Below are 22,640 nucleotides of genomic sequence, written 5' to 3'. Positions count from 1 at the left end.
TTAAGTTAGCATTGCCAGCTTTTTAACGGTCAAAAGGCCACTAATCAGTGGGACAGTGGGAGAAACAATGTTTATCGGCTTTGACTATGGTACTGCAAACTGTTCAGTGGCTAAAATGGAATCGGGTGATCCAGTACTGCTTAATCTAGAAGGAAACAGCCCTTTTATTCCTTCCACCCTTGCTGCACCGACTCGTGAATCGGTATCCGAGCATTTATTTCGCCATCGAGATATTAAACCATTAGATCAAGTTGGTGAGCAGGTTTTACGCCGGGCAATCAATTTAAACCGAGAAGAAAGTATTGACTTAGAATCCGACGACATCGCGTTTGGTCAGGCTGCACTTAATCTCTATTTGGAAGATCCTCGCGATATCTATTATGTGAAATCGCCGAAGTCTTTTCTTGGTGCATCTGGCTTGCGTGATGTGCAATTGGCTTTCTTCGAAGACCTTGTCTGCGCGATGATGGACAATATTAAGTCTCAAGCCGAAAACGATGCGCAGCAAAGTATTACCGATGCTGTGATCGGCAGACCAATTAACTTTCATGGGCGTGGCGGTGAAACGGCTAACATTCAGGCTGAACGCATTTTGTTGCGGGCAGCGAAACGTGCGGGCTTCCAAAATGTGGAGTTTCAGTTTGAGCCTGTCGCGGCGGGCCTAGAGTATGAAGCGACACTCAGCGAAGATAAAATCATTCTAGTAGTCGATATTGGCGGTGGTACAACGGACTGTTCGTTGATCCAAATGGGACCGTCTTGGCGCGGCAAAGCAGATAGGACCGCAAGCTTGTTAGCTCACAGTGGCCAGCGTGTCGGCGGGAATGATCTTGATATCGCGCTAGCATTTAAGCAGCTCATGTTCCCTTTTGGCATGGGAAGTAAAATGGAGTCAGGCATTGTGATGCCGACTACCCAATTCTGGAACCCGATAGCAATCAATAATGTAGAAGCGCAGAGTGACTTCTATTCGCGAGAGAACCTATCAGCGTTAAAGTTGCTTCAAAAGCAGGCACAAGAGCCAGAAAAACTTGCTCGTTTGCTAGAGGTGTATCATGAGTCTTTAGGCTACAACATTGTTCGCCGTGCCGAAGAGGCAAAAGTGGCACTTTCAGAACAAGCTTCTTACCGAACTGGCATCAACTTACTATCAGAAACGATTGAAGTTGATGTACAACGTGACGAAATGATCGAAGCGATCCAGTCGCCAAAGAATAAAATGACGGCGTTGGTGACAGAAGCGGTAGAGCAAGCTGGAGTTAAACCCGATGCTATCTTTATGACTGGAGGTTCGGCACGCTCGCCAATCTTGCGCGATGCGGTGCAAACCGTACTGCCAAGTATTCCGGTTGTCAGTGGAAACTATTTTGGCTCAGTAACTGCCGGCTTAGCTCGTTGGGCTGAGGTTTGTTTCAAGTAGAAAGAAAGCCGATTAACAGTGGGTCTTTGTTGCCAAACTTATGATTTCATTTAGGCTTGCCAAGTGATGGTTGGAGAACTTTGTCGAGAGGTTGAGTTTTAAGCGGGTAGGGAACCTTTTTAGGATCTTAAGTCTTTCAAGGTCATTCTGAATAGTGAGGGACGAGCGTGATTTAGAATCTCTTGCCCGAGCACGCTGTTATGATATGTGACCCCGTTTCGCCGAGCGTTATTCATCACCATTATTCTGAAGAGTCGAGTTAGGATCTACCGGAATAATGATTTTGACTAAGCTGAGATAAAAATGCCCGCTAAATCAGCGGGCACTTTTGTTTACGTCATTAATGGTGCATGTGTTTTTCCATGTGACCTTGTTTTTCAACCGCCATTTCTACTTCCACTTTACCCGCGTTTTTGAATGTTAACGTCATAGGGAAGCGGTCGCCTTCTTTAAGAGTTTGTGTTGGGTTAAAAATCATTAAATGGAAGCTGCCTGGCTTAAACAACACTGAGTCATTGGCTGGAACGCGCACTTCGTCAATCTTAATCATTTTCATCACACCATCTTCTTTCTTATGCGTGTGAATTTCGACATGCCCTGCGATTGGGCTTTCTGCTGCGATCAATGCATCTTCACTGTCACCGTGGTTGGTTAATTGAAAAAAACCACCGATAACAGGTGCGTTTGGTGGCGCTTCGCGGCTCCATGGATGGTCGATATGAATTTTTCCTGCTTCATAATCGTGCGCTAAACTCAGTGGGCTAGCGATGACAGCAATAAGCGCGATAGCGGCGGTTTTTAATGATTTAAGCATGCGTTTTTCCTTTTGAATTAATAGCTTCTCTGAATGGACAACAAACAGAGTCATCGTTATTTTTGAATAAAGTTGTCAATGATTAGATGCCTGTTAGGCAGGAAAAACACTCGGCGGAGAGTGCTTAGGCGCGATGTGTTTGTAAACGAACTTATCGCATTTTGAAAAGTGATAAGTCGTCAGTGCATACTTTACTCGGCGCAGCCAATGGATGGTTGTCAGGTAAAGCCCAATCGCAACCAGAAGAAAGAATTGAACAGCTTGAAGAAGCGGACATTCAAACTGAAAGCCGTCGTGTAAGTTAAGATCTTGGATGAGCTTAGAAGAAGATTGAGCGTTAGCCTCAATCAACGTATTGATATCCACCCATTTGAAACCATCTGCGGTACACAGTAAAACCTTTTCACTTTGGACTTTGTTGAGCCAAGTTGTGCTGTGAACTTGTGTAGGGTTAAGAGCGGCTGTGGACGCTAAATACAACTGAAACAACACCGCGATAATAACCGCAATAGCGTGCAAGCGATGGTGTTTGTGCTGTATTAGAGTGTTTTCCATACAATTGAGTGCTTATCTTCTTCGGCGCGGGATACTAACAAATTAACCAAACAATGTAATTATCAGTTTACTAAAAGGTGATGCAAGTGTGCATTATTTGTTTTATTGCCTATTTTTAACGCTTTAATGTTTTGATTCGGCTGACATTCACAACCTCCAATTCAACTTGTCAGTCTTGCCTAGTCGCTTTTGAAGATACCGAATTAATCTCTCTTATATGCCACTGAAGCTTCGGTTAGTGGGTGTCGTGGTGGTGTTTTTACGTGCTAGATTTGGCTGATATCGATTCAAAATGCACACCGAATCTTCACTTGTTTTCCATTAACGGAATTATGACAGTAATTTAATAAAGGATACGGTATTCTGCGCTCCTTTGTACATGCCAGAAACGTCCGTCCTACTTAGTCGGAGGGGCGATTAATCTTAAGAAATTTCTCAAATGAAATACGAACAACAGATTGGATATCGATACCCTAAAGGTCGATTTGCCATGGTGAGTGTATATGCATTCACCGGTGCTGCGATTTTAGCATCGACTATTTTTTCTCTATTGCTGTTTTTGTCTATCGACGAAAACCCGATGATGCAAACCTTATTTGGTGGTTTAGCGATCATTTTTGAAGCAGGTAAATTTTACGCTTGGTATGAATACGGTGAGCGCCGAGCCCATCGCAACTACACAGGAGCAGCAACCGCTCTCGTGTTTTATTTAGTTTTAGCTGCGATTTCCATTGGCGGTAGTATTGGTGGGATTAATAGTGCAACCAATAGTGCACAAAGTCATATTTCGGTAGAGCAGGCGAAAGTGGAAGCGTTTAATCGTCAGATTGCGGCAATCGATAAGCAGATTGAGCTCAACAATATGGCAGCGCAGAAATACATCGAGATGGAGCGTATCGCGACTGGTGTAACTCGCATTCAGGATCAAAACAAAACCTTACGTGAAGAGCAGCAACGCTTGGCTATGGAGCGTGATAGTTTACCGCCGGTGACGCAAGGCTCAGTGATTGGTTTGATTGATAGCCTAGCCAATGCATTTGGTACCACCTCTCAACAAGCTCAGCTTGGCTTGGTTGTATTTCTTTCGATTCTTTTGGACTTCTTTGCTGCATTTTTTGTTGGCTTGATTGGTGAAGAGCAACGGTTCCGATATTTCTATCGCAGAAATGAGGGCATGATATTGAAAACAGTTCGCGATATAGACCCAGCGCCTGCGGGTTATCTTCCTCATATAAAAGAGGAAGAAGAGCAAGAAATACCAGCTGCGCCGGAGCCAGAAGAACCAAAGGAACCGAAAACCTTGTTAGAGCAAGTTAGCGATGCACTTAAAACGCATCAAATTACGTGCACCAAAAAAGCCGTTGCTAAACAGTTTAGGCTGTCTGCGGAAGAGGTAGACAAGGTATTTGAAGAATTGGCAGAGCTCGGTTTAGTGGGGAAAAAAGCCAACCACCATTATCATTGGATAGGTGAAGCAGAAACCGCATAATTGGTTATCTATTAGAGTTCGGAAAGAGCGTCAATCGGCGCTCTTTTTTTTTGGGGAGGGGGGAGTTTCGCTATTAAAGTTAACTACAAGAAAGCGTATCAATCTTTATTGAGCTTTTTGGTTACGTCTTTCACCGTTTTCTTCTCTTTTTCCGGTGTCATTGCATCAACAGCTTTACCCGCCACCCCTTCATCTGGCAATTTGTCTTTTCCTGCATCAACTGCGGTATCTTTCAGTGCCTCTTTAGGCGTACAGCGACCCCCAACACCAACCACGGCTTTTGTCGCAGCGGCTTTAGCTGCCTTTTCTGCATCGCAGTCAGGCTCCATAACGCTAGCTAAGCTCGTGGCTGAACCAAAAAACAAGATTAACAAAATGAGGTTGCGTTTTTTCATATTCGTCACCAATGTTGTGAAACATAGGTAAAGTGTAACGGAGAGAAAAGGCTTTGGCTGAGAATTTGTTGGTTTGAGCTTGGGAAGCAAAGTAAGGTGAAAAGAAAAAGTGCCACCGAAGTGACACTTTTTCTTAAGCGTAGAAGGGATTAGTAGTCGTAAACGTCTAACTCCACTTCACGGGCAATATTTTGCTCGTTAATGATCACACCTTCGACTTCGACACGAGCACCATTTAGGTTAAGTTCTTCAATGCCTTGGAAGCGTGTTTGTGCATCAATCACAACGGTGGTGTTACTTAGTACTTGATCAGCATCATTCTCACAATGCTCAATTTCAAACACTCTTGAATCAGCATCGTAGTTTGATACATAGCCTTCACATTCAAACTCTTTACCCCGCCATTGGTTGTCATTGTCAAACTCCGACCGCTCAAATTCGATGACGGTAGCTGTGCGTTTGCCATTTTTCATCACAGAGGTCACTTCTACTTCTTGACCTTGTTCTAGATTAGCTTTGCTACCATCCTCAAATCGTGTTGCGTTATCGATGAAGAATGCACCTCGGTAGTTTAGTGAGAACTCACTGTAGTCATTTGCAACCCAAGTGACGATGCCTTCCACATCGCTGTCATTGCTTATGACGTCGTAGCCTTCAACTTCTACCTCATGTGCCATGAAGATACCGTTTTGCATTTCACCTTCTACTTCCACCCATTGGCCGATGCTAAGTTGGCTAATGTTGTCGTAAGATACGGTTATATTTGTACCAAGCTCAAACGTGCCAGCATTTTCATCGATACTGGTAATACGGCCTTCCAGTTCGTAGTCGTTATCAAGTACTGGGTAATCGTTATCTACGTCGAGTTCGACCACAGACAACACTCGATAACCCGCATCCGCAGTCGGCAAGGATGACACCATCACCCAGTCGTTGACCTCTATATCATCACTTAAACCGTCAAACTGCAGATCTACGCCGTTTACCGTAAATGTTTTCTTCACATGATCAATCGCTGTGACACGTCCTGTAATGGTTGGTTCAAGTGTGACTCGGACGCCATTATTCGAAGCTTGCCGAATATCTGACCCCACGCGAACCACCATTTTTGGTTTTACATCGGCCAATTGCACTTGTGTGTCGTCATAAACCACCTCAGACACACGATACGTATGTCCATTGACGGTTAACGTGCTTTCTTCAGCGTTGACCGCTTCAACAGAGCCAATCGCTACACTTGGTTTCACTGCTGGTTGAGTTGATGTGCTATCGCTATTGCTGCCACCACCTGAACCACCACAACCAGACAATGCCAAACCTACTACAGAAATAAGAGCGAGTTTTTTCATTGTATTAACCTCAATTTACGAGCGAGTTTAGGAAATTGCCTGTATCTTATTGGGCATATCGTGAAGAGATCGTGAAGAAATGTGATTTTATGAAAATTTTAATTGTAGATGACAACCATAACGTCTCGGAGACGATTGCAGACTATCTTGAGCTAGAAGGCATGATTATCGATTGTGCGTTTCATGGAGAGGCTGCGATTAAGTTAATCGAGGAAAATCATTACGATGTAATCATCATGGATATCATGATGCCGAAGCTCGATGGCATCAGTACGGTACAGAAGCTTCGACAAGATAAGTTATGTGGAACGCCAATTCTCTTCCTAACGGCAAAAGATACGCTAGATGACAAAATCGCGGCTTTTAAAGCGGGGGGAGATGATTATTTAATGAAGCCATTTGCGATGGAAGAGCTCAGTTTGCGTGTTCATGCTTTGGCTAATCGTGGTCCAAGACAAGATGTCGGAACGCTCAAATTTGCAGATATTTGTTTAGATGCGCGTACAGGAAAAGTAACGAGAAAAGACAAAGAAATTAAGCTGAGTCGAATTCAAACTAAAATTTTAAAATTGCTCCTCCAACGTGCTCCAGCAGCGGTCTCGCGCACAGAAGTGATCGATAGTGTGTGGGGAGACGAACCACCCGGAAGTGATGCACTTCGTAGCCATATTTACGGTTTAAGAACCGCGCTAGACAAAGGTTTTGAAGAATCACGATTAGAGACTATTCATGGACAAGGTTACCGACTTAAAGCATAACGAATATCCAAGCATTTATCGCAAGATCCGTTGGGGTTTTGGGGTCATGACTTTTGTGATGTTTACTCTTTTTTGGTCGCTGATTTATGTGGCAGAAAACAAACTGGAAGTGCTGAGTTTACATCACTGGCTAGATACTGAAGCTGCGCTTTATAGTGAGAATTTCGAGAAACAGGGCTGGGATGCGCCATTGCCAAACGTATTGGAATTCAACTCATATTGGAGTGAAGCACCGACACCCGATTGGTTGCTCTCTTTTACTTCACCTGGTTTTTACGAATACCTGCTTGGTGAAGAAGACAAACACTTTGTTGTATTGAACCATCCCTCAGGGAAGGGGCTTATGTATATTGTGTTTCAAGATGACTCAGATGATTACTTGGACGAATACGAAAGCTCGCTGCATCAGTTTACGCTGCTGCTCGGTGGTTTGTTTTCATTTGTCATGGTTGGGTATGGCATTTACATGGTGCGAATATTGTCTCGGCCATTAGCGCAAATTGAAGACAAAATTAGCCAAATGTCACCGGATCAACCCGCTTTCCAAGTTGAAACTAAGTTCAGCGAAACACGCCAGATAGAGCAGACTTTGCTGGATAATAAGAACGATATCGCGGGCTACTTCAAACGAGAACAAGAGTTTAGCCGTTTTGCATCGCATGAGTTGAGAACGCCAATCATGGTGATTAAAGGCTCAACAGACATTCTGACGCGTCTTCCTGATCAACCTCGAGTTGCGCAAAAAGCCATCACGAGGATGCAGTCAGCTTGTGACGAGATGCGTGTACTGACAGAAGCGTTTCTCTTACTTGGTAAAGAGAAAATAGAGCCTCAACATTACGGAGAGCATCAGCTTCTTACTTGTTTACAAAAACAAATGGAAGAGCTGGCTCCTTTATTTGCCAAGCAAGATTCGAACTACGCTTTGCACGAACAACATAGTGGTGTCGTGAATGCACCGGAGAGTTTTGTGACCATTGTAATCAACAATCTGATTAAAAACGCCTTTAGCTATAGTGTGGGAGATATTGAAATTGAGTTGAAAGGTCATGCGCTTAAGATCCTAAACCGTCACGATGGCAACGAGACGTACAACGCTGGTTATGGTTGTGGGCTTGTTATCGTACAACGAATATGTGAACGGATGGGGTGGGCGTTAGTACTGGACGATGATGGTGTTCGATTTAGTGCAAAAGTGGAGTTCTGCTCTTAGCTTTGTGCGTATTGATTCAAGTGAGACTTAACGCTCTGGCTTTTTCTTGTCGTACGCATCTAACCCGCAGTCAAACAAGAAAAAACTGGAATTTGAATTAGACTGAAGTTAGTGAAGCGGAAACTCGAGGAACCGTTATGCTCTCTTATCAGGTCAGCCGAAGTATTGAAATTAATAAGAATCAAAGTGAAATTATTGGCTATCTCAAGAACTTCAAACACTGGCCCAGCTGGTCACCATGGATCATTCTTGAACCAAGCTGCGAGCTGACATTCAGTGATAATCAGGGCCACGTTGGAGCTGGTTATCAATGGAATGGTCAGCGTATTGGGACTGGCGCGATTGTACTGGAAAGTACTCAAGAGCATCGATTAGATATGGAGCTACATTTCTTTCGCCCAATCAAGAGCCATGGAAAGGTGACTCTAATCGTGACGCCGTCACAAAATGGCTGTTTAGTCGAATGGCAAATGCAATCTCGCGTCCCTTGGTATCTGTTCTTTCTGAAAAGTATGTTTAAGTCGATGATAGAGATGGATTATCAACGTGGGTTACGCATGCTCAAAAGTAAGCTTGAAACCGGAAGAGTGCATTCAGACTTAGTCGAAATAGGTAACCGAACGTTGCCTCAAATTCATTACATTGGGATCAAGGGTGTGGCTAGCTTGCAGGAATTAGGTTCGGTAATTGAGAAGCATGTTCAGCAACTAGAACAGTTAATTAGTGACGAAACCCTATCCGTGAATGGTGAATTGTTTTGTTATTACCAGTCGATGGATATGCAGAAAGGTACATTCGAGTTTATCACTTGCTTTCCTCTTCATAACTCAGTACCAGCGCCTCAAGGGGCGGTTACCGGTACCATTCCTGAGAGTGAAACATTTGTCGTTGAACACCGAGGTGAATATCAGTTTTTGGGAAATGCATGGGCTTTAGCGATGAACTTGGTTCGTCAGAGTGGTATGAAAGTCAAAACCAGTCCTTTAGGAATCGAACGCTATCTGAATAGCCCGAAGGAAACCACGGAAGAAGAGCTAAGAACGGAAATTATTTTGTTTAAGAAATGACAGGCGCAGGCGAGTAGGGTGTTTAGGTATCATACTGGTTATGCGAAATGTTATTAAAGAATAATAGCCTATCTGTTCCTACCCATAAAAATGCCTCAGCAATCGCTGAGGCATGGTTTTACAGGCCAACTTCTCTTGTTAGAGAATTATTGTGCACGGTATTTACCGCTGTTTAGTTCAATTTTAGACGCTTTTACCCGGCTGTCTGCGTTTAGGTAGTCGCTAATACTTAGCAGATCTTGATCTTGAGATGCTTTTAACACCGCTGATTCCCCCTCTGCGAAGATAACTTCTAATTTTAACTCTTTGGCGACTGCTTTCGCTTCGTTAGGATTGTTTACGGTGATATAAACCAGTCCAGTGGCTTTGGATACGTTACTAAACGCATTCTTAAACACCTCATCACCCGCTTGAAGTTTTACGTCTTCAGATAGGGTTCTAATAGTGCCAGTTTGCACTTTTCGATAATCTTGGCCATTAATCTCAACCGCTTCTGATGGCACAAACAGTTCTGGTGCAGGCTGTTGAGAGAGCTGTTGCTCAGCGTATACACTCGACGTCATGATAACGAGAGCCAGCATAGAAAATGATTTGTATTTCATGTTATTGACTCCTTAGTGTCCAAATATGCGCATCGACCAGTTCTTAATAACACCGGGCTGAGCGTTGTTTGCCATCGGAACGTCATAGATGGTGGAAGAGTTGAAATATGCAATGTAAGAATAGACTTCATCGCCGTTCGTATCTATTGCTCGCAACGTCCATTCGCCTTTTGCATCTTCGCCATAAAATTGGTTAGACAACATTAATTGATCTTTGTAGCCAGTAATCGATGAATCAAGAGATTGACCAACAAGACCATTGCGCGGTGTTTGCAAAACGGAACGAGTCCCTGATGGCGAAATGAGCTCGATAGCTAAGTCGGGCAGACGAGCGTGGTCCAGTGTCAATGTCACTTGAACGGATTCTACTGTCAGCTCATCGGCAATGGCGATACTTGAAGAACCACCAACTAGACTTGCATCGGGTACACTTACTTCTGTAGCGTTATTAACCCATGGCGTAATGACTTGAGTTGGCAAAACACGATTCGTCATGCGAGCACGTTGCATCGCTTCATCTAAATCTACAGCGCCGAAGCCATAAAAAGTATGGAAATCTACGCCTGCTGCGTTTTTTTGCCAAGGGGCAATTGCCTCGTAGCTAACCTGTTCACCTTTATGGTTAGTAAATTCAAGCTGTACGCCTGGATGCGCTTTATCCGTTACTTTTGCTGTCTCCGCTAGTAAAGCACGTACATCACGAGCAGAAAGTGCGTGGTTGGTTGACATGATTGCCGCGATGGCACCCGATGTGTTCGGCGCAGCCGATGAGGTTCCGTTCATCGTACTGGTATAGTTACAGTTCGGATCGAGCTCCGTTCCGCCGTGTAACCCATTAATGCCAAGGCCATCACTGGTATTTTGCCCTTCTTCACAACCCATTAAATCAGTGGTGACCATAGCAGGGAAATCTTGCCCATATTCACCTGCTGGTGCTGCAACCCACACGTTCGAACCCACAGATGAGTAACTCGCTCGCGTACCATCCGCTCGTAGTGCACTAATGACTAAATTGAAGTAATTGGCGTTATCATAAGACTGAGCAGAGTTGTGCATCGGTAAGCCTTGATTGTCTCCACCAGCAAAGAAGTTACTTGGCAATACGAAGAATCGCCCTGCATTGAAATAGCGGTAACCATTACCTGCTGACTTTACAAATACAGCACCTCGACCCCAGGCGTTACTGTTGCTGACGTTTTTCATCACGTCCATTTCAAGTTTTAGCTGAGGGTCGCTTTCATCAAAAGTAATCGGGTTTATAGGGCTGAAACCGTAACTTTGGTTAAATACGCGAACATCGCGTGTTGCTGGGTCCATGCCATGGGAGATTAACCAGCCTTCTAATGTCTGGTTGGCTAACCAGTTAAAACCGATGAGGGAAGAGTGAGAAGCGACACCGCGTCCGCCTTCACCGTTGTTGCCGACGGCGCTAATCAAACCGGCTACAGCAGTGCCATGACCATTAGTATCAACCGGATAACTTGGTGGGAATGAAGAGTCTTCGACGAAGTTTCTGCTACCTGTAACTATATTACCTGCAAGGTCGGGGTGATCGATCTGCACTCCAGAATCAATAACGGCAACTTTCACACCAACACCTGCAATCCCCATTGCCTGAGTGAGCTTAGTGTTTAAGTCGTTCCCAGCAACAGCAGGATTAGCCGCAAACGCAGTTTGCCCCGTGTTGTCTAAGTGCCATTGTTCAGAATAGAGTGGATCAAACGCCGAGACGGCAGGTGCAATGCCTACTGCCAACATAGCAGCAAATAGGCGATTAATGCGTATTTCCATTTTTGACCTCATGTCTTTGTTTGGAATTTTTTAGTTCCTGTTTCATACTCCGCTAACAGGAACAAACAAAGCTAACGACAAAGAATAAGGACGAAAACCATTTACAACTTGTTTACATTAAAAGTTCGATGGACAACATAAGTCTTTGTTAATTTGCTGAAACTATGAGGTTTTTATATGTCGTATCGAACATGCATGAAAAGTGAAAAGCAGAAAATACGAGTGTACCGTCTGCTTCAAGAGAGGAGTTATTTAGTTGAAGCGGGTTGAATAGTTGCCATTGGTTTTTTAGGTTCGGCTTTTTCCTTAGGCAGCACGTTATCAATCCATTTTTTAATGTACAACTTATCGAATTCTTTATCACACCACTTTTTGTTTAATCCACGTCGATTGAACTCAGCACCAATCGCCACTTTGGTTTGGTTAGTTGCACGGTTGTAGTAGAGAGTTTCACATAGTTGAGTGTTACTCATTTGCTGGGCATATACGTTGACACTGCTGCTGCGCATTCCCAGTTGAGATGCTTGCTGATTACTGCACGCCATAAGAAATAGAGGCGCAAAAGTAATAATGATTAGATTTTTTTCCATGTGTGCTTTTTTATGATGTAGGGTGAATGATGAACTGGTTTCTGCCAGCTTGCTTCGCATCATACAAAGCTTGGTCTGCCAAGAAAAACCACTGATCCCATTCTTGTTTAATTGTTTGTGCCGACAGTTTGTCCACTGCTCCAAGGGAAATTGTCGCGCTTAATGGTTTAGAGTCAACCACCAATGGTGTGTTTTCAACAGTATATCTCAATCGCTCCAAAAACTTAGCGCAATCTTCAACTCGCTGTACTTCGAATAATAGGACAAACTCTTCTCCACCCCAACGAATGAGTAGGTCACCAGAGCGGGTGGATTCATTAAATAGCGTGGCAATATGAGTCAGCATTTTATCGCCAATATCGTGTCCATATTGATCATTAAAGGTTTTAAAATGATCGACATCTAAAACGGCTAAGGCAAATGTTCTATCTGGGCTTCTACGAGCCATTTTGTCCAACCAAATGTGAAGATAGCGACGGTTATGCAGTTGAGTTAATGGATCGGTAGTATTTTCTTGAGTGAGTGCTTTATTAATACGTCTAACGCGCAGTACGTAACGAAAACCAACGACTCCAATTGCCGCAATAGCGATAAAGTAGAACATTTCTCGATAGCGCTGTGAACGCAGTTCAGAGGCTTGTAGCGCATTTTTTGTTTCTAGCAATTTGAGTTCTTTCTGGGCTAACTTAGCTTCGAGGTCAAACTTAATGTTAATCATCTCTTCACCATGAATATGATGAGAAAACTCAGCCTCTAGCTCTCTTAATTGGGTTAAATAATGAAAAGCAGCTTCATAGTCATTAAGAATTTGATGAGCGTTTACCAGTACCGAAAGCATATCAATACGCTGACGCAGCTCTAATTCACTGGTTGATTTGGTTTGTTCTAGAACGTTAAGCGCTGTTGTAATAGCTTTATCGTATTGTTTGTTTGCGAGGTAAGCCTCTGCAAATGCCTCGTAACAAGACGTTTTTAGCATTTCTAGATTTTTTGGAATGGGCAGGTCTACGCAACGTTGTGCGACCATTAATGCATCATCAATTTTTCCTACCGAGCTCAACATTTGTGAAAAGCTGGATAAAGAGTGGTGCTTGACTGTGTCCGACCCCGTTTGCATTGAAAGTCGAATGGCTTCATTGAAATAATATTCCGCTTTTTTGTTATCTCCGAGGCTCGAGTGAACGATGCTAAGGTTTGCGTAGATAACCCCCATAAAAAAGCTATTATCGTATTGATATTCGCTCTCTAGGTAAGTGTCGAGAGCTTGCGTTAGGTAACTGTTGGCCCGAGCCCAATCTGATGCGTCGATGTAGACCGTCCCAATGTTGTTCAGTGTCATCGCGACTTGTATTTCAAACACTGTTTTTTCTAATAACTCATAGGCATTGCGATAATATTTTAGGCCACTGCGTAGTTGATTTCGAGATACTTCTAGATTGCCTAACCAGCGGTAAGCACGGCCTTCTAATGCTAGATAACCAAGATCACGGGCTGTAGAAACAACGTCATGGAGTAACAATTCTGCGTTCCAGTTATCGTCTTGCTCAATCATTGTTACAGCCTTATTGAGCTGTGCTTCAGCGACGACCCATTCCAAATGGTGCTTTTTACCGAATTCGATTAAATCGGGCATATCTTTCGGTAATGGAACGCCTTCGTAACGCTTAAGGTACTTTCGTGCAAAGTAATACAGAGCAAGAGACTCCGCTGATGCATTCTGTGGCGCATTTAACTCATCTTTTTGAATTGATCGCGGCTTACCCATCGAGCGAAAGTAGAGTTTTAACATGGGCTTGCTTTCTGCTGAAATGTGTTCTTCCAGATAAGCTTGCTTTTCGGTACTCGCCAGTACGTTAGTCGGATGCAAGAAAAGTCCAAGTGCAGTACAAAGTGCGCAAGCCAGGGTTTTAATTGAGAAGTGCATGAGCGTATTAATAAAATCTGATCTCTTAACCGAATACCAGTTAAGTCTACCATTTCTTGTTGGTTAAGTGCGGATGGATTCTCAATGGCAAAGTGTTTTGGGAGTGAGAGACGAGAAGGATCTCTATAATATTATGATTTATAAAAACAAAATCTATTGAAAACTTATGTAATGATTGGAAGATGGCATAGGTAGGGTAACGATGGAAGGTAAGTGAGCATATTCGGTGGACTCAATCTAATGATTTAAGCCGCGGATTCATCGCTCAAAATCAGGGCGAAGTGTAAAAAATTACGTTTCTGTCATAAATATTTAATGTTTGTATGGGTTGTTAAAAAACTGGATATTAGACATAGTGTTATTAAGCCAATAAAAAATGGCTTTTATAATAAATAGGAGATTAACTATGCATAATGAAATGATTCAACCTTCGCACTTCGGCATTATCGGCCGTACCTGCATCGCTTCAGTACTTATGATTGCGGGTGTTTTCGCTCTTATTTAAGAGTCAAGGGTAACGATGATTACCTTTTAAAGAGTAAGAAAATTCAGGGAATCACCTTAACCTTGTGTAAGGTATTCCCCTGAAAATCCAAGCTAGTCTTTAGTTATTAGCTGAAGAAGCTAAAAATTAATGCACTTACCGCCACAATGCCTGCTGCTAGAACAAAGTAAGTAGAGACATTTCCTCGATATTGTTTCATCGCCTCGATTTTATACACCGCTAACATTGGCATAATAAATAAGATCATTGCAATAACAGGCCCTGACAATGCTTCCATCATACCAAGAATACTTGGGTTCATGATCGCCGCCGCCCAGATTGAGAAGAACAGTGCTGCCACGCTGATACGATCAACACGCTTCTCAGATAGGTTAAAATGCTTGGTAATTAAACCATTTAAGCTTTCACGCGCACCTAAAAAATGCCCAAGGAAAGATGAAGTGATAGCAACAAACGCTACTAAAGGACCAAATGTTGCAATAAATGGATTATCGGTTGCGTTCGCTAAGTAAGACAATACGGATACGTTTTGTTCTTTTGCTTGAGCCAATTGTTCAGGTGACAGTGTTAGCACACAGGAAAATACAAAAATAAGAACAAAGGCAATCAGCATGATGCTAGTGCGACGAAGAACAACTTCGGATTTGGCATCTGCCTGCTTACCGTAATGGCGACGTTGTACATTTGCAAAGCTTGAAATTGCAGCTGCGTGACTAAACGAGAAAATCACTACAGGAACTGCTAACCACATAGTGCTAGCAAAAGCTGACGCTTCTGGCACATCCATGACAGGCATGGTCCAGTTCGGTATTAAGTAAAATGATAGAAAGGCAAGAATGGCAACAAGTGGGAACACCATAATGGCAAAGGCCCGTAGCATTACTTTTTCACCCGCCATCATAATAGCAATTAGTGCAAACACTAGTACGCCAGAAAGCAAAGGTCTAGGTAAAGAAGCCATATCAGCCTGATTTACCATGAAGCTATCTACTGTGTTTGTTATTCCAACACCATATATCAACAGGATCGGGAAGATCGAAAGAAAATACAGCAGTGAAATAGAACGACCTGCTTTTGCGCCGAAGTGCTCTTCCACTACATCAGTGAAGTCTGCGTTTTTGATCTTAGAAGATAGTACAAAACGAGCTAAGCCACGGTGCGCAAGATAGGTCATTGGAAAAGCAAGTACTGCCATCGCGACTAAAGGCCAAAAACCACCAATCCCAAGGTTAATTGGCAGAAACAGGATGCCTGCGCCAACGGCTGTTCCAAATAGGCTAAGAACCCAATGTGTATCATGTTTTGACCAAGCTGTGGTTGTGTTTATTTCACTAGGATTTAAGGCATTTCGAGATTCTTTCACTTTAAAACTCGCTTTTATAAAAATAATAATGCTGAAAATGGTAAAGGTTTTAGTGTTTATTATCACACGCGAAGCTTGGTGAATAATGCTGTGAATTTGGGGTGGTTGTAAATTATCAAACTATGAATTTTTCAATAAACCAGAATAAAGTTCTTAAATGTAATGCATTTAATGGTTATATGTATTGAAATTTTCATCTTGTGTGGTTTTTGATTTTGCGGTTAAAACTTAATCACGGATGTATGTTCTAAGTGAGTTAGGCCTAATTTTCAGGAAGAATATTACATTTCTTAAGCACTTAATTGAGATGTTTGTGTCCCGTCATTTAGATGAGATTTAGGTATACTGCTGCCATTCATGTTAAAGAAGGAGTCATTGAATGGACATCTTGTCTGCGCAAAAAGAGGACTTATTTGCCATATATAAGCTCGAAAATACTTTATTTGGAGAACACGCCTATCCTCAATTTTTCTTTCGGCAAGCTTTTGATTGTTGGGGAGAGAGTTTACTGGTAGCAAAAGAGGGAGAGCAGGTCGCAGGGTATATATTGCTAACGACTAGCACAAATGCACATCAATATTGGATCATGTCATTGGCCGTCGATATTCAACATAGAGGTAAAGGTATTGCGCGTTCCCTCCTAGAAAACGTTATTGCGTCGTTGACGTTAGGCTCAAGCGTGAAATTGACTGTCGATCCTAAGAACCAACCTGCATTGTCTTTATACCTCTCCCTTGGCTTTAAAACGTTAGAAGAAGAAGCGCATTATTTTGGTGACGAAGAATCCAGGTTAGTTATGGAATTAGTAAAGTAATACTGCACGATAATGACCGAAATTTGCACACAATCAGTGCGTAGCATTACGTTGCTATAATTGGTTTTAAGCTAACTCTTTGTATGGTAAGGGTTTTTAATCTTGGCACCTCACTTGCTTTACATAAACGTTCATCGATAACTCGATGCGCCGCTCTTAATAGCAGGCGAGAGCGGTATAGGGTATTACTTTTTGAAAATGTACTAACAGCGTTAAAGGCATTGCTGCCTCTCTCGATTCGGGAGAGGCTTTTTTTTTGCTAGTAAGTTGGGCTGAATCGCACTGGAGGTGTTATGTCGCAAGGATGCAAAAAAACCACTTGTCCCTATTGTGGTGTTGGATGTGGTGTCGAGGTCAATGCGAAAGGAATCGTTGGGGATGCGTGTCATCCTGCAAATGCGGGCTCACTGTGCGTAAAGGGTGTCGCGTTGGCAGAGAGCTTGAATATGCCTTCGCGCTTGCTGTATCCAAAGCTTGTCACCAAGCAGCGACCTCAAGGGCAAGAAGTGCAATGGCAACAAGCCACGGATCTGATTGCAGAAAAGATTCATCAAGCGAGAGCGGAGTTTGGATCGGATTCCGTCGCTATGTATGTTTCTGGCCAGTTGTTGACGGAAGACTATTACGTCGCCAACAAACTCATGAAAGGCTATGTTGGCAGCGCAAACATCGATACGAACTCCCGTTTGTGTATGTCTTCGGCGGTTGCGGCTCATGTACGAGCATTTGGTGAAGATGTCGTTCCCGTCAATTACGACGATATTGATAAGACTGAGCTATTGATAATTTGCGGTGCTAATACCGCTTGGACGCATCCTGTTTTATTCCGACGTATTCAACAAGCGAGAGAGAGCAATCCTAACCTCAAGCTGGTGGTCATTGACCCGCGTGAAACGGTCACCGCGCAGCAAGCCGATTTGCATCTACCGATTAAAAACGATGGGGATGTATCACTTTTTAATGGGCTGCTTAAGTTTCTTATTGAGCAGCAATGCGTTGATTCTCAATACATAAATTCCTATACCGACGGGTTTGATACACTTAAAGAAGAAGTCTCTGACTTGCGTTACGATGTCACTAATCTAGCGTCTTCAATTGGGATTTCAGAAGAAAAACTCACGACATTCTTCCAATGGTTTGCGCAAAGCCCAACCGCAATCACGTTGTTTTGCCAAGGGGTTAACCAAGCCGAAAATGGTGTCGATAAAGGCAATGCCATTATTAATGCACACTTGGCGACAGGTAAAATTGCCAAGTCAGGTTGCGGGCCGTTTTCTATTACAGGTCAACCGAATGCAATGGGTGGGCGAGAAGTCGGTGGATTGGCCAACCAGTTAGCGGTACATCGTGCTTTTGACGCAGAGTCCATCAAGCAAGTGCAGGCGTTTTGGGATTCACCAGAAATTGCCACTCAGCCCGGTTTAAAAGCCGTTGAGCTGTTTGAGGCGGTAGAACGTGGTGAGATTAAAGTTCTCTGGATCATGGCAACCAATCCCGTTGTCTCTTTGCCAGATAACCAATTGGTAAAACGTGCACTAGAGATTTGTCCGTTTGTGATTGTTTCCGATATCACAGCGGATTCGGATGTCGCGCATTACGCGGATCTGTTGCTGCCCGCCGCTGGCTGGGGGGAGAAGCAAGGCATGGTTACCAACTCTGAGCGTCGACTTTCAAGGCAGCGCCAGTTTCAAATGCCTCCGGGTGAAGCAAAATCAGATTGGTGGGCGATAAGCCAAGTCGGACAAGCTCTGTGTGCATTGGAAAAGACACAAAATGGCTTTGCGTTTACTTCTGAGCGGGCGGTATTCAGGGAATATGCGGCGATGACAGGTATGAATGCAGATTCGCCATTGAAGCTAGATCTTTCTCAATACGCCAACTTAACCGAGCAAGAATACGAAGAGTGGGTGCCAACACAATGGGGAGGAGAGCGTCCTTTTGCTGATGGCGTCTATTCGCACCCAGATGGTAAAGCGCGTTTTGTCGTGACCAGTGAATCTCCAACGCGTTTAGAAAGAACAAAAGGCTGGTGGCTCAATACGGGCAGGCAACGTGACCAATGGCATACCATGACGCGCACAGGGCATATCGCCCACCTTGCCGCCTCAGAGTTAGAACCAACCGTGTACATGAACACGCTCTCTGCCACTCAAAATCGCTTAAAAGCAGGACAACTCACCAAGCTGTTTCAGCCTGCTTCAAACACCGGTATTTATGCCAAAGTTGCCATTGATGAAGGTTTGGGTTTTCAGGAGCTGTTTATGTCAATGCACTGGGCGGGTCGATATGGCGGTGAAAGCAGTGTTAATGCGATAGTAAACAGCGCAAAAGACCCTATTTCAGGGCAGCCTGCGTTTAAGTCGTCTTATGTTGAAGTGCAAGACGCCGCGGTCAAAACCTACGGTATGTTCATCGGTACGCAGTTTGATTCCGGTAAATTTCTCTACAGCGCATTTCAAGCAGAAAGCAATTTGGGCATTTGGCGCTTTGCACATGATAAGCGACCAAAGAAGCAGAGTTTTTGTCGAACGGAAAAGAGCCGCAGAATTACGATAGATATTGCCCAGGGTTGGCTAGCGGTGGATTACGACCTTGTTGGAGACGTTCGTATCATTCGCTCTGTTTTAGTGGTGTCTAGCGAACCGATTCAAACTGACTACACCAACTTTACTGGCTTGATTGGCAAGCCGATGGAGCTATCGCAACTGCTTACCATCACTCAATCGCAAAGCAGTGCCAAACTGGTTTGTAGTTGTTTCCGCGTTACCGATAAACAAATACATGACGCGATGGAGAAACAAGACTGCACTTCACTGACCCAACTTCAAAACAAACTCAAATGCGGTACTAACTGTGGCTCGTGCGTCTCTCAAATCAAACAAATGGTCGACAGCCATCAGCATCAAAAGGGCAAACAGCAAGCGAACCAGCAAAGTTTGGCTATTCAAATAAAGTAAGTCATAAAGAGGATAAGCACATGGAAGCGCCTTATCAAAAGTCTTGGTTTAAGAAAGGACAAGCGAGTCAGAAACAAGAACGCTCGTCTCGCTTTTCTAAGCATGATCAAGCAAGCAAACTGACCCAACTTTTAGAAGACCATTCACTAGACCTGGACGCGAACCACAAAGGTTTTGTCTCGATTGTCGGAGCAGGGCCGCACGATCCTGACTTGTTAACGGTAAAGGCTGTGAAAGCGATTATGTCGGCAGAGGTACTGTTGTACGACCGTTTGGTTAACAAAGATATTTTGGAGTTGGCTTCGCCACAAGCCGATTGGATTTACGTGGGCAAAAGATGCGGACAACCTAGTATTGGTCAGGAAGAAATTTGTGACTTGATGGTATCGCTCGCTCAACAAGGAAAGCGAGTTGTACGCTTAAAAGGGGGAGATCCTTTTGTATTTGGCCGTGGAGGTGAAGAGGCGTTAGCACTCGTCAAACACTCAATCGCGTACGAAGTCATTCCCGGCATTACCGCTGCGATTGGATGTTCAGCAAACAGCTTGATTCCGCTGACTCATCGTGGCGTTGCTCGTAGCGTTACCTTTGTGACGGGGCAAGTGGTAACAGGCGCATTTGAAGCGTGGAGCCAACTGATGCAAAGCGGACAAACGTTAGTCTTCTATATGGGGTTAGAAAAGTCATCGCAAATACAAACGAGTTTAATAGGCTCTGGTTTGAGAGAAGATTTTCCAGTCGCGATCATCACTCATGGTTGCAGCCCTCAACAACAAGTGCATGTTACACAACTCAATCAGCTCAATGATTTATCGATTACACTTAAAGGCGTGAGCCCAGCATTGATTGTGATGGGAGAAGTTGTCAAACTGCGCGAACAACTAATAGAAACCGTACAGTCAGTGACGGAATACGAGGGAATATGAGCAGCATTTTGGAATGTATTAGAACAGTCGGTCGTGGCGAACGTGGTAGAAAACCACTGAACTTTGACCAAGCGTTTCGAGTTATGGATGAATACCTAAACGGTGAGTGCGATGATGATCAGATGGCGATGTTATTGATGCTGATCCGCGTACAGAACGAGACTCAACAAGAAATCGCTGGCTTTGTGAAAGCATTCCAATCCCGCATGCCAGCTATTGGTGCAGATATTGATTGGCCATGTTATGCGGGCAAACGTGAAGCGGCAGGTCAACCTTGGCACCTGTTGGCAGCGAAGATCCTCGCCGATAATGGCCATAAAGTGCTGATGCACGGCTATCATGACCGTCAATCTGGTCGTTTGCATGCCGAAGATTACCTCGACAAGTTCGCTATCAAGAAAGCGGAATCAGCCGAAGACGCAAAACGTGTCTTAGAAACACAAAACATCGTGTATCTGCCGCTGAGTTCGTTTGCACCCCAAGCAGAAACCATGATCGGTTGGAAGAATCGTTATGGGCTTAGAACGCCGATTAATACCGTGGTTCGTGCATTGAATCCGGGGCAGGCGACGGTTGGTATTCGTGGTAGCTTCCATCCGGGATTCCAACAACTTCATGCTGAAGTCGAATACGAGATTGGTCAAACCGCTCATGCCGTTGTGTCATTCAAAGGACAATCTGGTGAGTCAGAATACAACCCGAAAGTAAGTCAAACCGTATGGTTAAGCCAAACAAGCGGCGTGACATCGCACTACTGGACGGAGCAAATGCTGTCTGAGGTGCCAATGCCTGCGAACTGCCCGTTTGGGACGTCAGAAGATGACATGAACCAAATGGCGAATACGGTTCTCGCCACAATGACAGTGGTCTTGTTTGCACAAATGCACGACAGGGAAAAAGCATTCGAACGTGCCTTCTCTTACTGGCAAGCCTATTGCGGCCAGCAATAAGATACTATTGTCAATTAATGTAAAACCAACGACGCAAAGTTGTTGAATCTGAATCCATTATCTATTGTTTGAAGAAGGTAAAAGATCCTAGCTCGCCAATGATGTGTTTCACCACCTTGCTCCGTATCAGAGTGGTGAAACCGCAGTTTTAGCCTCAATCGCGTTCGTTTTTAGCTTCGCGTTTGAGAATGAGAAAATCCCATATGGTAAGACACAGAGGACATGGATAATGGTTCTAAAGCATACCACTCCTAGTGAAAAGGCTTCTCATCCGATCCCGCAAGAAGCCTTCGATTGGTACGACGAATACGCCCACGGAAAAATCACGCGCCGTGAGTTTCTTAACAGGCTCGGTGGCCTTGCGGTGCTTGGCTTTAGCATGACAGCCCTGGTCGATGCGTTAACCCCGAATTACGCACTTGCAGAACAAGTTTCATTTAACGATCCTGACATCAAAGCAACTTACGAAACCTTTCCATCTCCAAATGGGCATGGAGAAGGGCGTGGTTATTTGGTGATGCCACAGAAGAAGACCTTAAAATCGCCGACCGTGTTGGTGATCCATGAAAACCGAGGTCTGAACCCTTATATCAAAGATGTCGCAAGACGACTTGCAAAAGATGGCTTTATTGCTTTCGCTCCAGACGCACTTTATCCACTCGGCGGCTATCCGGGGAACGACGATGAGGGGCGCGCCATGCAGAAAGAGATGGACAGAGCCAAGATCGAACAAGACTTTATTGCAGCCGCGAACTTCCTCAAACAATACGAGGGTGGCAACGGTAAATTGGGCGCGGTTGGATTCTGCTTCGGTGGATACATTGTCAACATGCTTGCCGCGGTAATGCCAGAAGAGCTCGATGCAGGTGTGCCTTTCTATGGAACACCAGCGGCGCAAGAGATCCAAAAGCAAGTCAAAGGACCGTTGATGATTCACTTTGCAGGGCTCGATAAGCGTGTTAACGACACATGGCCTGCTTATGAGCAGCAATTGATCGCAACCGACGCACAGTATCAAGCGTTAATGTATGAGAACGTCAACCACGGCTTCCATAACGACTCAACAGCACGCTACGCACCGGAAGAAGCAGCACTCGCTTGGGAACGCACACTCGGCTTCTTCAAAGAACATCTCGCCTCTAGTTAAAACGCTTCAAC

The 22,640-nt window shown here is 44.2% G+C and carries 19 protein-coding genes; 10 read left to right on the top strand and 9 right to left on the bottom strand.

Annotation, left to right across the window (positions count from 1 at the left end; genetic code table 11):
* Positions 1 to 67: 67 nt before the first annotated feature.
* Positions 68 to 1,420: a molecular chaperone gene (gene yegD, locus R8269_RS04260; RefSeq protein WP_005375838.1), complete on the top strand. Its 1,353-nt coding sequence runs from the start codon at positions 68 to 70 to the stop codon at positions 1,418 to 1,420.
* A gap of 340 nt (positions 1,421 to 1,760) precedes the next feature.
* Here the strand turns inward: yegD and R8269_RS04255 are convergent, their stop codons facing one another.
* Complete coding sequence (locus R8269_RS04255; protein ID WP_005375841.1) at positions 1,761 to 2,234, bottom strand: copper chaperone PCu(A)C; 474 nt, start codon at positions 2,232 to 2,234, stop codon at positions 1,761 to 1,763.
* A gap of 93 nt (positions 2,235 to 2,327) precedes the next feature.
* Positions 2,328 to 2,789: a hypothetical protein gene (locus tag R8269_RS04250; protein WP_005375842.1), complete on the bottom strand. Its 462-nt coding sequence runs from the start codon at positions 2,787 to 2,789 to the stop codon at positions 2,328 to 2,330.
* Between the two features lie 439 nt (positions 2,790 to 3,228).
* Here R8269_RS04250 and R8269_RS04245 point away from each other — a divergent pair, with 439 nt between their 5' ends.
* On the top strand, positions 3,229 to 4,278 hold the full coding sequence (locus R8269_RS04245; RefSeq protein WP_017634220.1) for a hypothetical protein: 1,050 nt from the start codon (positions 3,229 to 3,231) through the stop codon (positions 4,276 to 4,278).
* Positions 4,279 to 4,376: 98 nt separating this feature from the next.
* Here the strand turns inward: R8269_RS04245 and R8269_RS04240 are convergent, their stop codons facing one another.
* Positions 4,377 to 4,673 carry a hypothetical protein gene (locus tag R8269_RS04240; RefSeq protein ID WP_318222461.1) on the bottom strand — a complete coding sequence of 99 codons (297 nt, stop codon included), beginning with the start codon at positions 4,671 to 4,673 and terminating at the stop codon, positions 4,377 to 4,379.
* A 149-nt stretch (positions 4,674 to 4,822) separates the two neighbouring features.
* Positions 4,823 to 6,022: a DUF5666 domain-containing protein gene (locus tag R8269_RS04235; protein WP_215810412.1), complete on the bottom strand. Its 1,200-nt coding sequence runs from the start codon at positions 6,020 to 6,022 to the stop codon at positions 4,823 to 4,825.
* 89 nt (positions 6,023 to 6,111) lie between these two features.
* On the opposite strand from R8269_RS04235, the gene R8269_RS04230 reads away from it, so the two are divergent.
* From R8269_RS04230 to R8269_RS04220, 3 genes are all read left to right on the top strand, one after another.
* On the top strand, positions 6,112 to 6,780 hold the full coding sequence (locus R8269_RS04230) for a response regulator transcription factor (protein ID WP_138940335.1): 669 nt from the start codon (positions 6,112 to 6,114) through the stop codon (positions 6,778 to 6,780).
* Positions 6,752 to 7,993: a sensor histidine kinase gene (locus R8269_RS04225; protein ID WP_158155235.1), complete on the top strand. Its 1,242-nt coding sequence runs from the start codon at positions 6,752 to 6,754 to the stop codon at positions 7,991 to 7,993. Before R8269_RS04230 ends, R8269_RS04225 begins: the two co-directional genes overlap by 29 nt.
* Before the next feature lie 137 nt (positions 7,994 to 8,130).
* The gene (locus R8269_RS04220; RefSeq protein ID WP_005375849.1) at positions 8,131 to 9,060 is read left to right on the top strand and encodes an SRPBCC family protein; all 930 of its coding nucleotides are present in this window, start codon (positions 8,131 to 8,133) and stop codon (positions 9,058 to 9,060) included.
* 146 nt (positions 9,061 to 9,206) lie between these two features.
* Here R8269_RS04220 and R8269_RS04215 read toward each other — a convergent pair whose 3' ends face one another.
* The 5 genes from R8269_RS04215 to R8269_RS04195 form a co-directional block, all read right to left on the bottom strand.
* Entirely contained in the window at positions 9,207 to 9,662 is a 456-nt protein-coding gene (locus R8269_RS04215) for a hypothetical protein (RefSeq protein ID WP_005375850.1), read from the bottom strand.
* 12 nt (positions 9,663 to 9,674) lie between these two features.
* Positions 9,675 to 11,453 (bottom strand): S8 family peptidase, encoded by a 1,779-nt coding sequence (locus R8269_RS04210; protein ID WP_005375852.1) that lies wholly within the window; start codon positions 11,451 to 11,453, stop codon positions 9,675 to 9,677.
* A 248-nt stretch (positions 11,454 to 11,701) separates the two neighbouring features.
* On the bottom strand, positions 11,702 to 12,043 hold the full coding sequence (locus R8269_RS04205) for a hypothetical protein (RefSeq protein ID WP_005375861.1): 342 nt from the start codon (positions 12,041 to 12,043) through the stop codon (positions 11,702 to 11,704).
* A gap of 10 nt (positions 12,044 to 12,053) precedes the next feature.
* On the bottom strand, positions 12,054 to 13,967 hold the full coding sequence (locus R8269_RS04200; RefSeq protein ID WP_005375864.1) for a tetratricopeptide repeat-containing diguanylate cyclase: 1,914 nt from the start codon (positions 13,965 to 13,967) through the stop codon (positions 12,054 to 12,056).
* Between the two features lie 611 nt (positions 13,968 to 14,578).
* Complete coding sequence (locus R8269_RS04195) at positions 14,579 to 15,835, bottom strand: aromatic amino acid transport family protein (protein WP_318222460.1); 1,257 nt, start codon at positions 15,833 to 15,835, stop codon at positions 14,579 to 14,581.
* 379 nt (positions 15,836 to 16,214) lie between these two features.
* Here R8269_RS04195 and R8269_RS04190 point away from each other — a divergent pair, with 379 nt between their 5' ends.
* The 5 genes from R8269_RS04190 (at position 16,215) to R8269_RS04170 (ending at position 22,629) form a co-directional block, all read left to right on the top strand.
* On the top strand, positions 16,215 to 16,649 hold the full coding sequence (locus R8269_RS04190; protein ID WP_017634213.1) for a GNAT family N-acetyltransferase: 435 nt from the start codon (positions 16,215 to 16,217) through the stop codon (positions 16,647 to 16,649).
* A 293-nt stretch (positions 16,650 to 16,942) separates the two neighbouring features.
* The gene (locus tag R8269_RS04185; protein ID WP_318222459.1) at positions 16,943 to 19,606 is read left to right on the top strand and encodes a nitrate reductase; all 2,664 of its coding nucleotides are present in this window, start codon (positions 16,943 to 16,945) and stop codon (positions 19,604 to 19,606) included.
* A gap of 20 nt (positions 19,607 to 19,626) precedes the next feature.
* On the top strand, positions 19,627 to 20,532 hold the full coding sequence (cobA, locus tag R8269_RS04180; RefSeq protein WP_318222458.1) for a uroporphyrinogen-III C-methyltransferase: 906 nt from the start codon (positions 19,627 to 19,629) through the stop codon (positions 20,530 to 20,532).
* Positions 20,529 to 21,482: a glycosyl transferase family protein gene (locus R8269_RS04175; protein ID WP_104037393.1), complete on the top strand. Its 954-nt coding sequence runs from the start codon at positions 20,529 to 20,531 to the stop codon at positions 21,480 to 21,482. The genes cobA and R8269_RS04175 overlap by 4 nt, the downstream gene beginning before the upstream one ends.
* A 229-nt stretch (positions 21,483 to 21,711) precedes the next feature.
* On the top strand, positions 21,712 to 22,629 hold the full coding sequence (locus R8269_RS04170; RefSeq protein ID WP_005375880.1) for a dienelactone hydrolase family protein: 918 nt from the start codon (positions 21,712 to 21,714) through the stop codon (positions 22,627 to 22,629).
* Positions 22,630 to 22,640: the final 11 nt, after the last annotated feature.

This window comes from Vibrio sp. Vb0667, from assembly GCF_033391095.1.
The sequence above is the reverse complement of the archived record's forward strand: the minus strand, read 5'-3'. Positions and strand labels throughout refer to the sequence as shown.

Bases quoted from the DNA above. Each gene is read 5' to 3' on its own strand.
- R8269_RS04170 (WP_005375880.1), top strand. From the start codon at position 21,712: ATGGTTCTAAAGCATACCACTCCTAGTGAAAAGGCTTCTCATCCGATC.
- R8269_RS04225 (WP_158155235.1), top strand. From the start codon at position 6,752: ATGGACAAGGTTACCGACTTAAAGCATAACGAATATCCAAGCATTTAT.
- R8269_RS04240 (WP_318222461.1), bottom strand. From the start codon at position 4,673: ATGAAAAAACGCAACCTCATTTTGTTAATCTTGTTTTTTGGTTCAGCC.
- R8269_RS04175 (WP_104037393.1), top strand. From the start codon at position 20,529: ATGAGCAGCATTTTGGAATGTATTAGAACAGTCGGTCGTGGCGAACGT.
- R8269_RS04250 (WP_005375842.1), bottom strand. From the start codon at position 2,789: ATGGAAAACACTCTAATACAGCACAAACACCATCGCTTGCACGCTATT.
- R8269_RS04245 (WP_017634220.1), top strand. From the start codon at position 3,229: ATGAAATACGAACAACAGATTGGATATCGATACCCTAAAGGTCGATTT.
- R8269_RS04205 (WP_005375861.1), bottom strand. From the start codon at position 12,043: ATGGAAAAAAATCTAATCATTATTACTTTTGCGCCTCTATTTCTTATG.
- R8269_RS04215 (WP_005375850.1), bottom strand. From the start codon at position 9,662: ATGAAATACAAATCATTTTCTATGCTGGCTCTCGTTATCATGACGTCG.
- yegD (WP_005375838.1), top strand. From the start codon at position 68: ATGTTTATCGGCTTTGACTATGGTACTGCAAACTGTTCAGTGGCTAAA.
- R8269_RS04235 (WP_215810412.1), bottom strand. From the start codon at position 6,022: ATGAAAAAACTCGCTCTTATTTCTGTAGTAGGTTTGGCATTGTCTGGT.
- R8269_RS04230 (WP_138940335.1), top strand. From the start codon at position 6,112: ATGAAAATTTTAATTGTAGATGACAACCATAACGTCTCGGAGACGATT.
- R8269_RS04210 (WP_005375852.1), bottom strand. From the start codon at position 11,453: ATGGAAATACGCATTAATCGCCTATTTGCTGCTATGTTGGCAGTAGGC.
- cobA (WP_318222458.1), top strand. From the start codon at position 19,627: ATGGAAGCGCCTTATCAAAAGTCTTGGTTTAAGAAAGGACAAGCGAGT.
- R8269_RS04190 (WP_017634213.1), top strand. From the start codon at position 16,215: ATGGACATCTTGTCTGCGCAAAAAGAGGACTTATTTGCCATATATAAG.
- R8269_RS04200 (WP_005375864.1), bottom strand. From the start codon at position 13,967: ATGCACTTCTCAATTAAAACCCTGGCTTGCGCACTTTGTACTGCACTT.
- R8269_RS04255 (WP_005375841.1), bottom strand. From the start codon at position 2,234: ATGCTTAAATCATTAAAAACCGCCGCTATCGCGCTTATTGCTGTCATC.
- R8269_RS04185 (WP_318222459.1), top strand. From the start codon at position 16,943: ATGTCGCAAGGATGCAAAAAAACCACTTGTCCCTATTGTGGTGTTGGA.
- R8269_RS04220 (WP_005375849.1), top strand. From the start codon at position 8,131: ATGCTCTCTTATCAGGTCAGCCGAAGTATTGAAATTAATAAGAATCAA.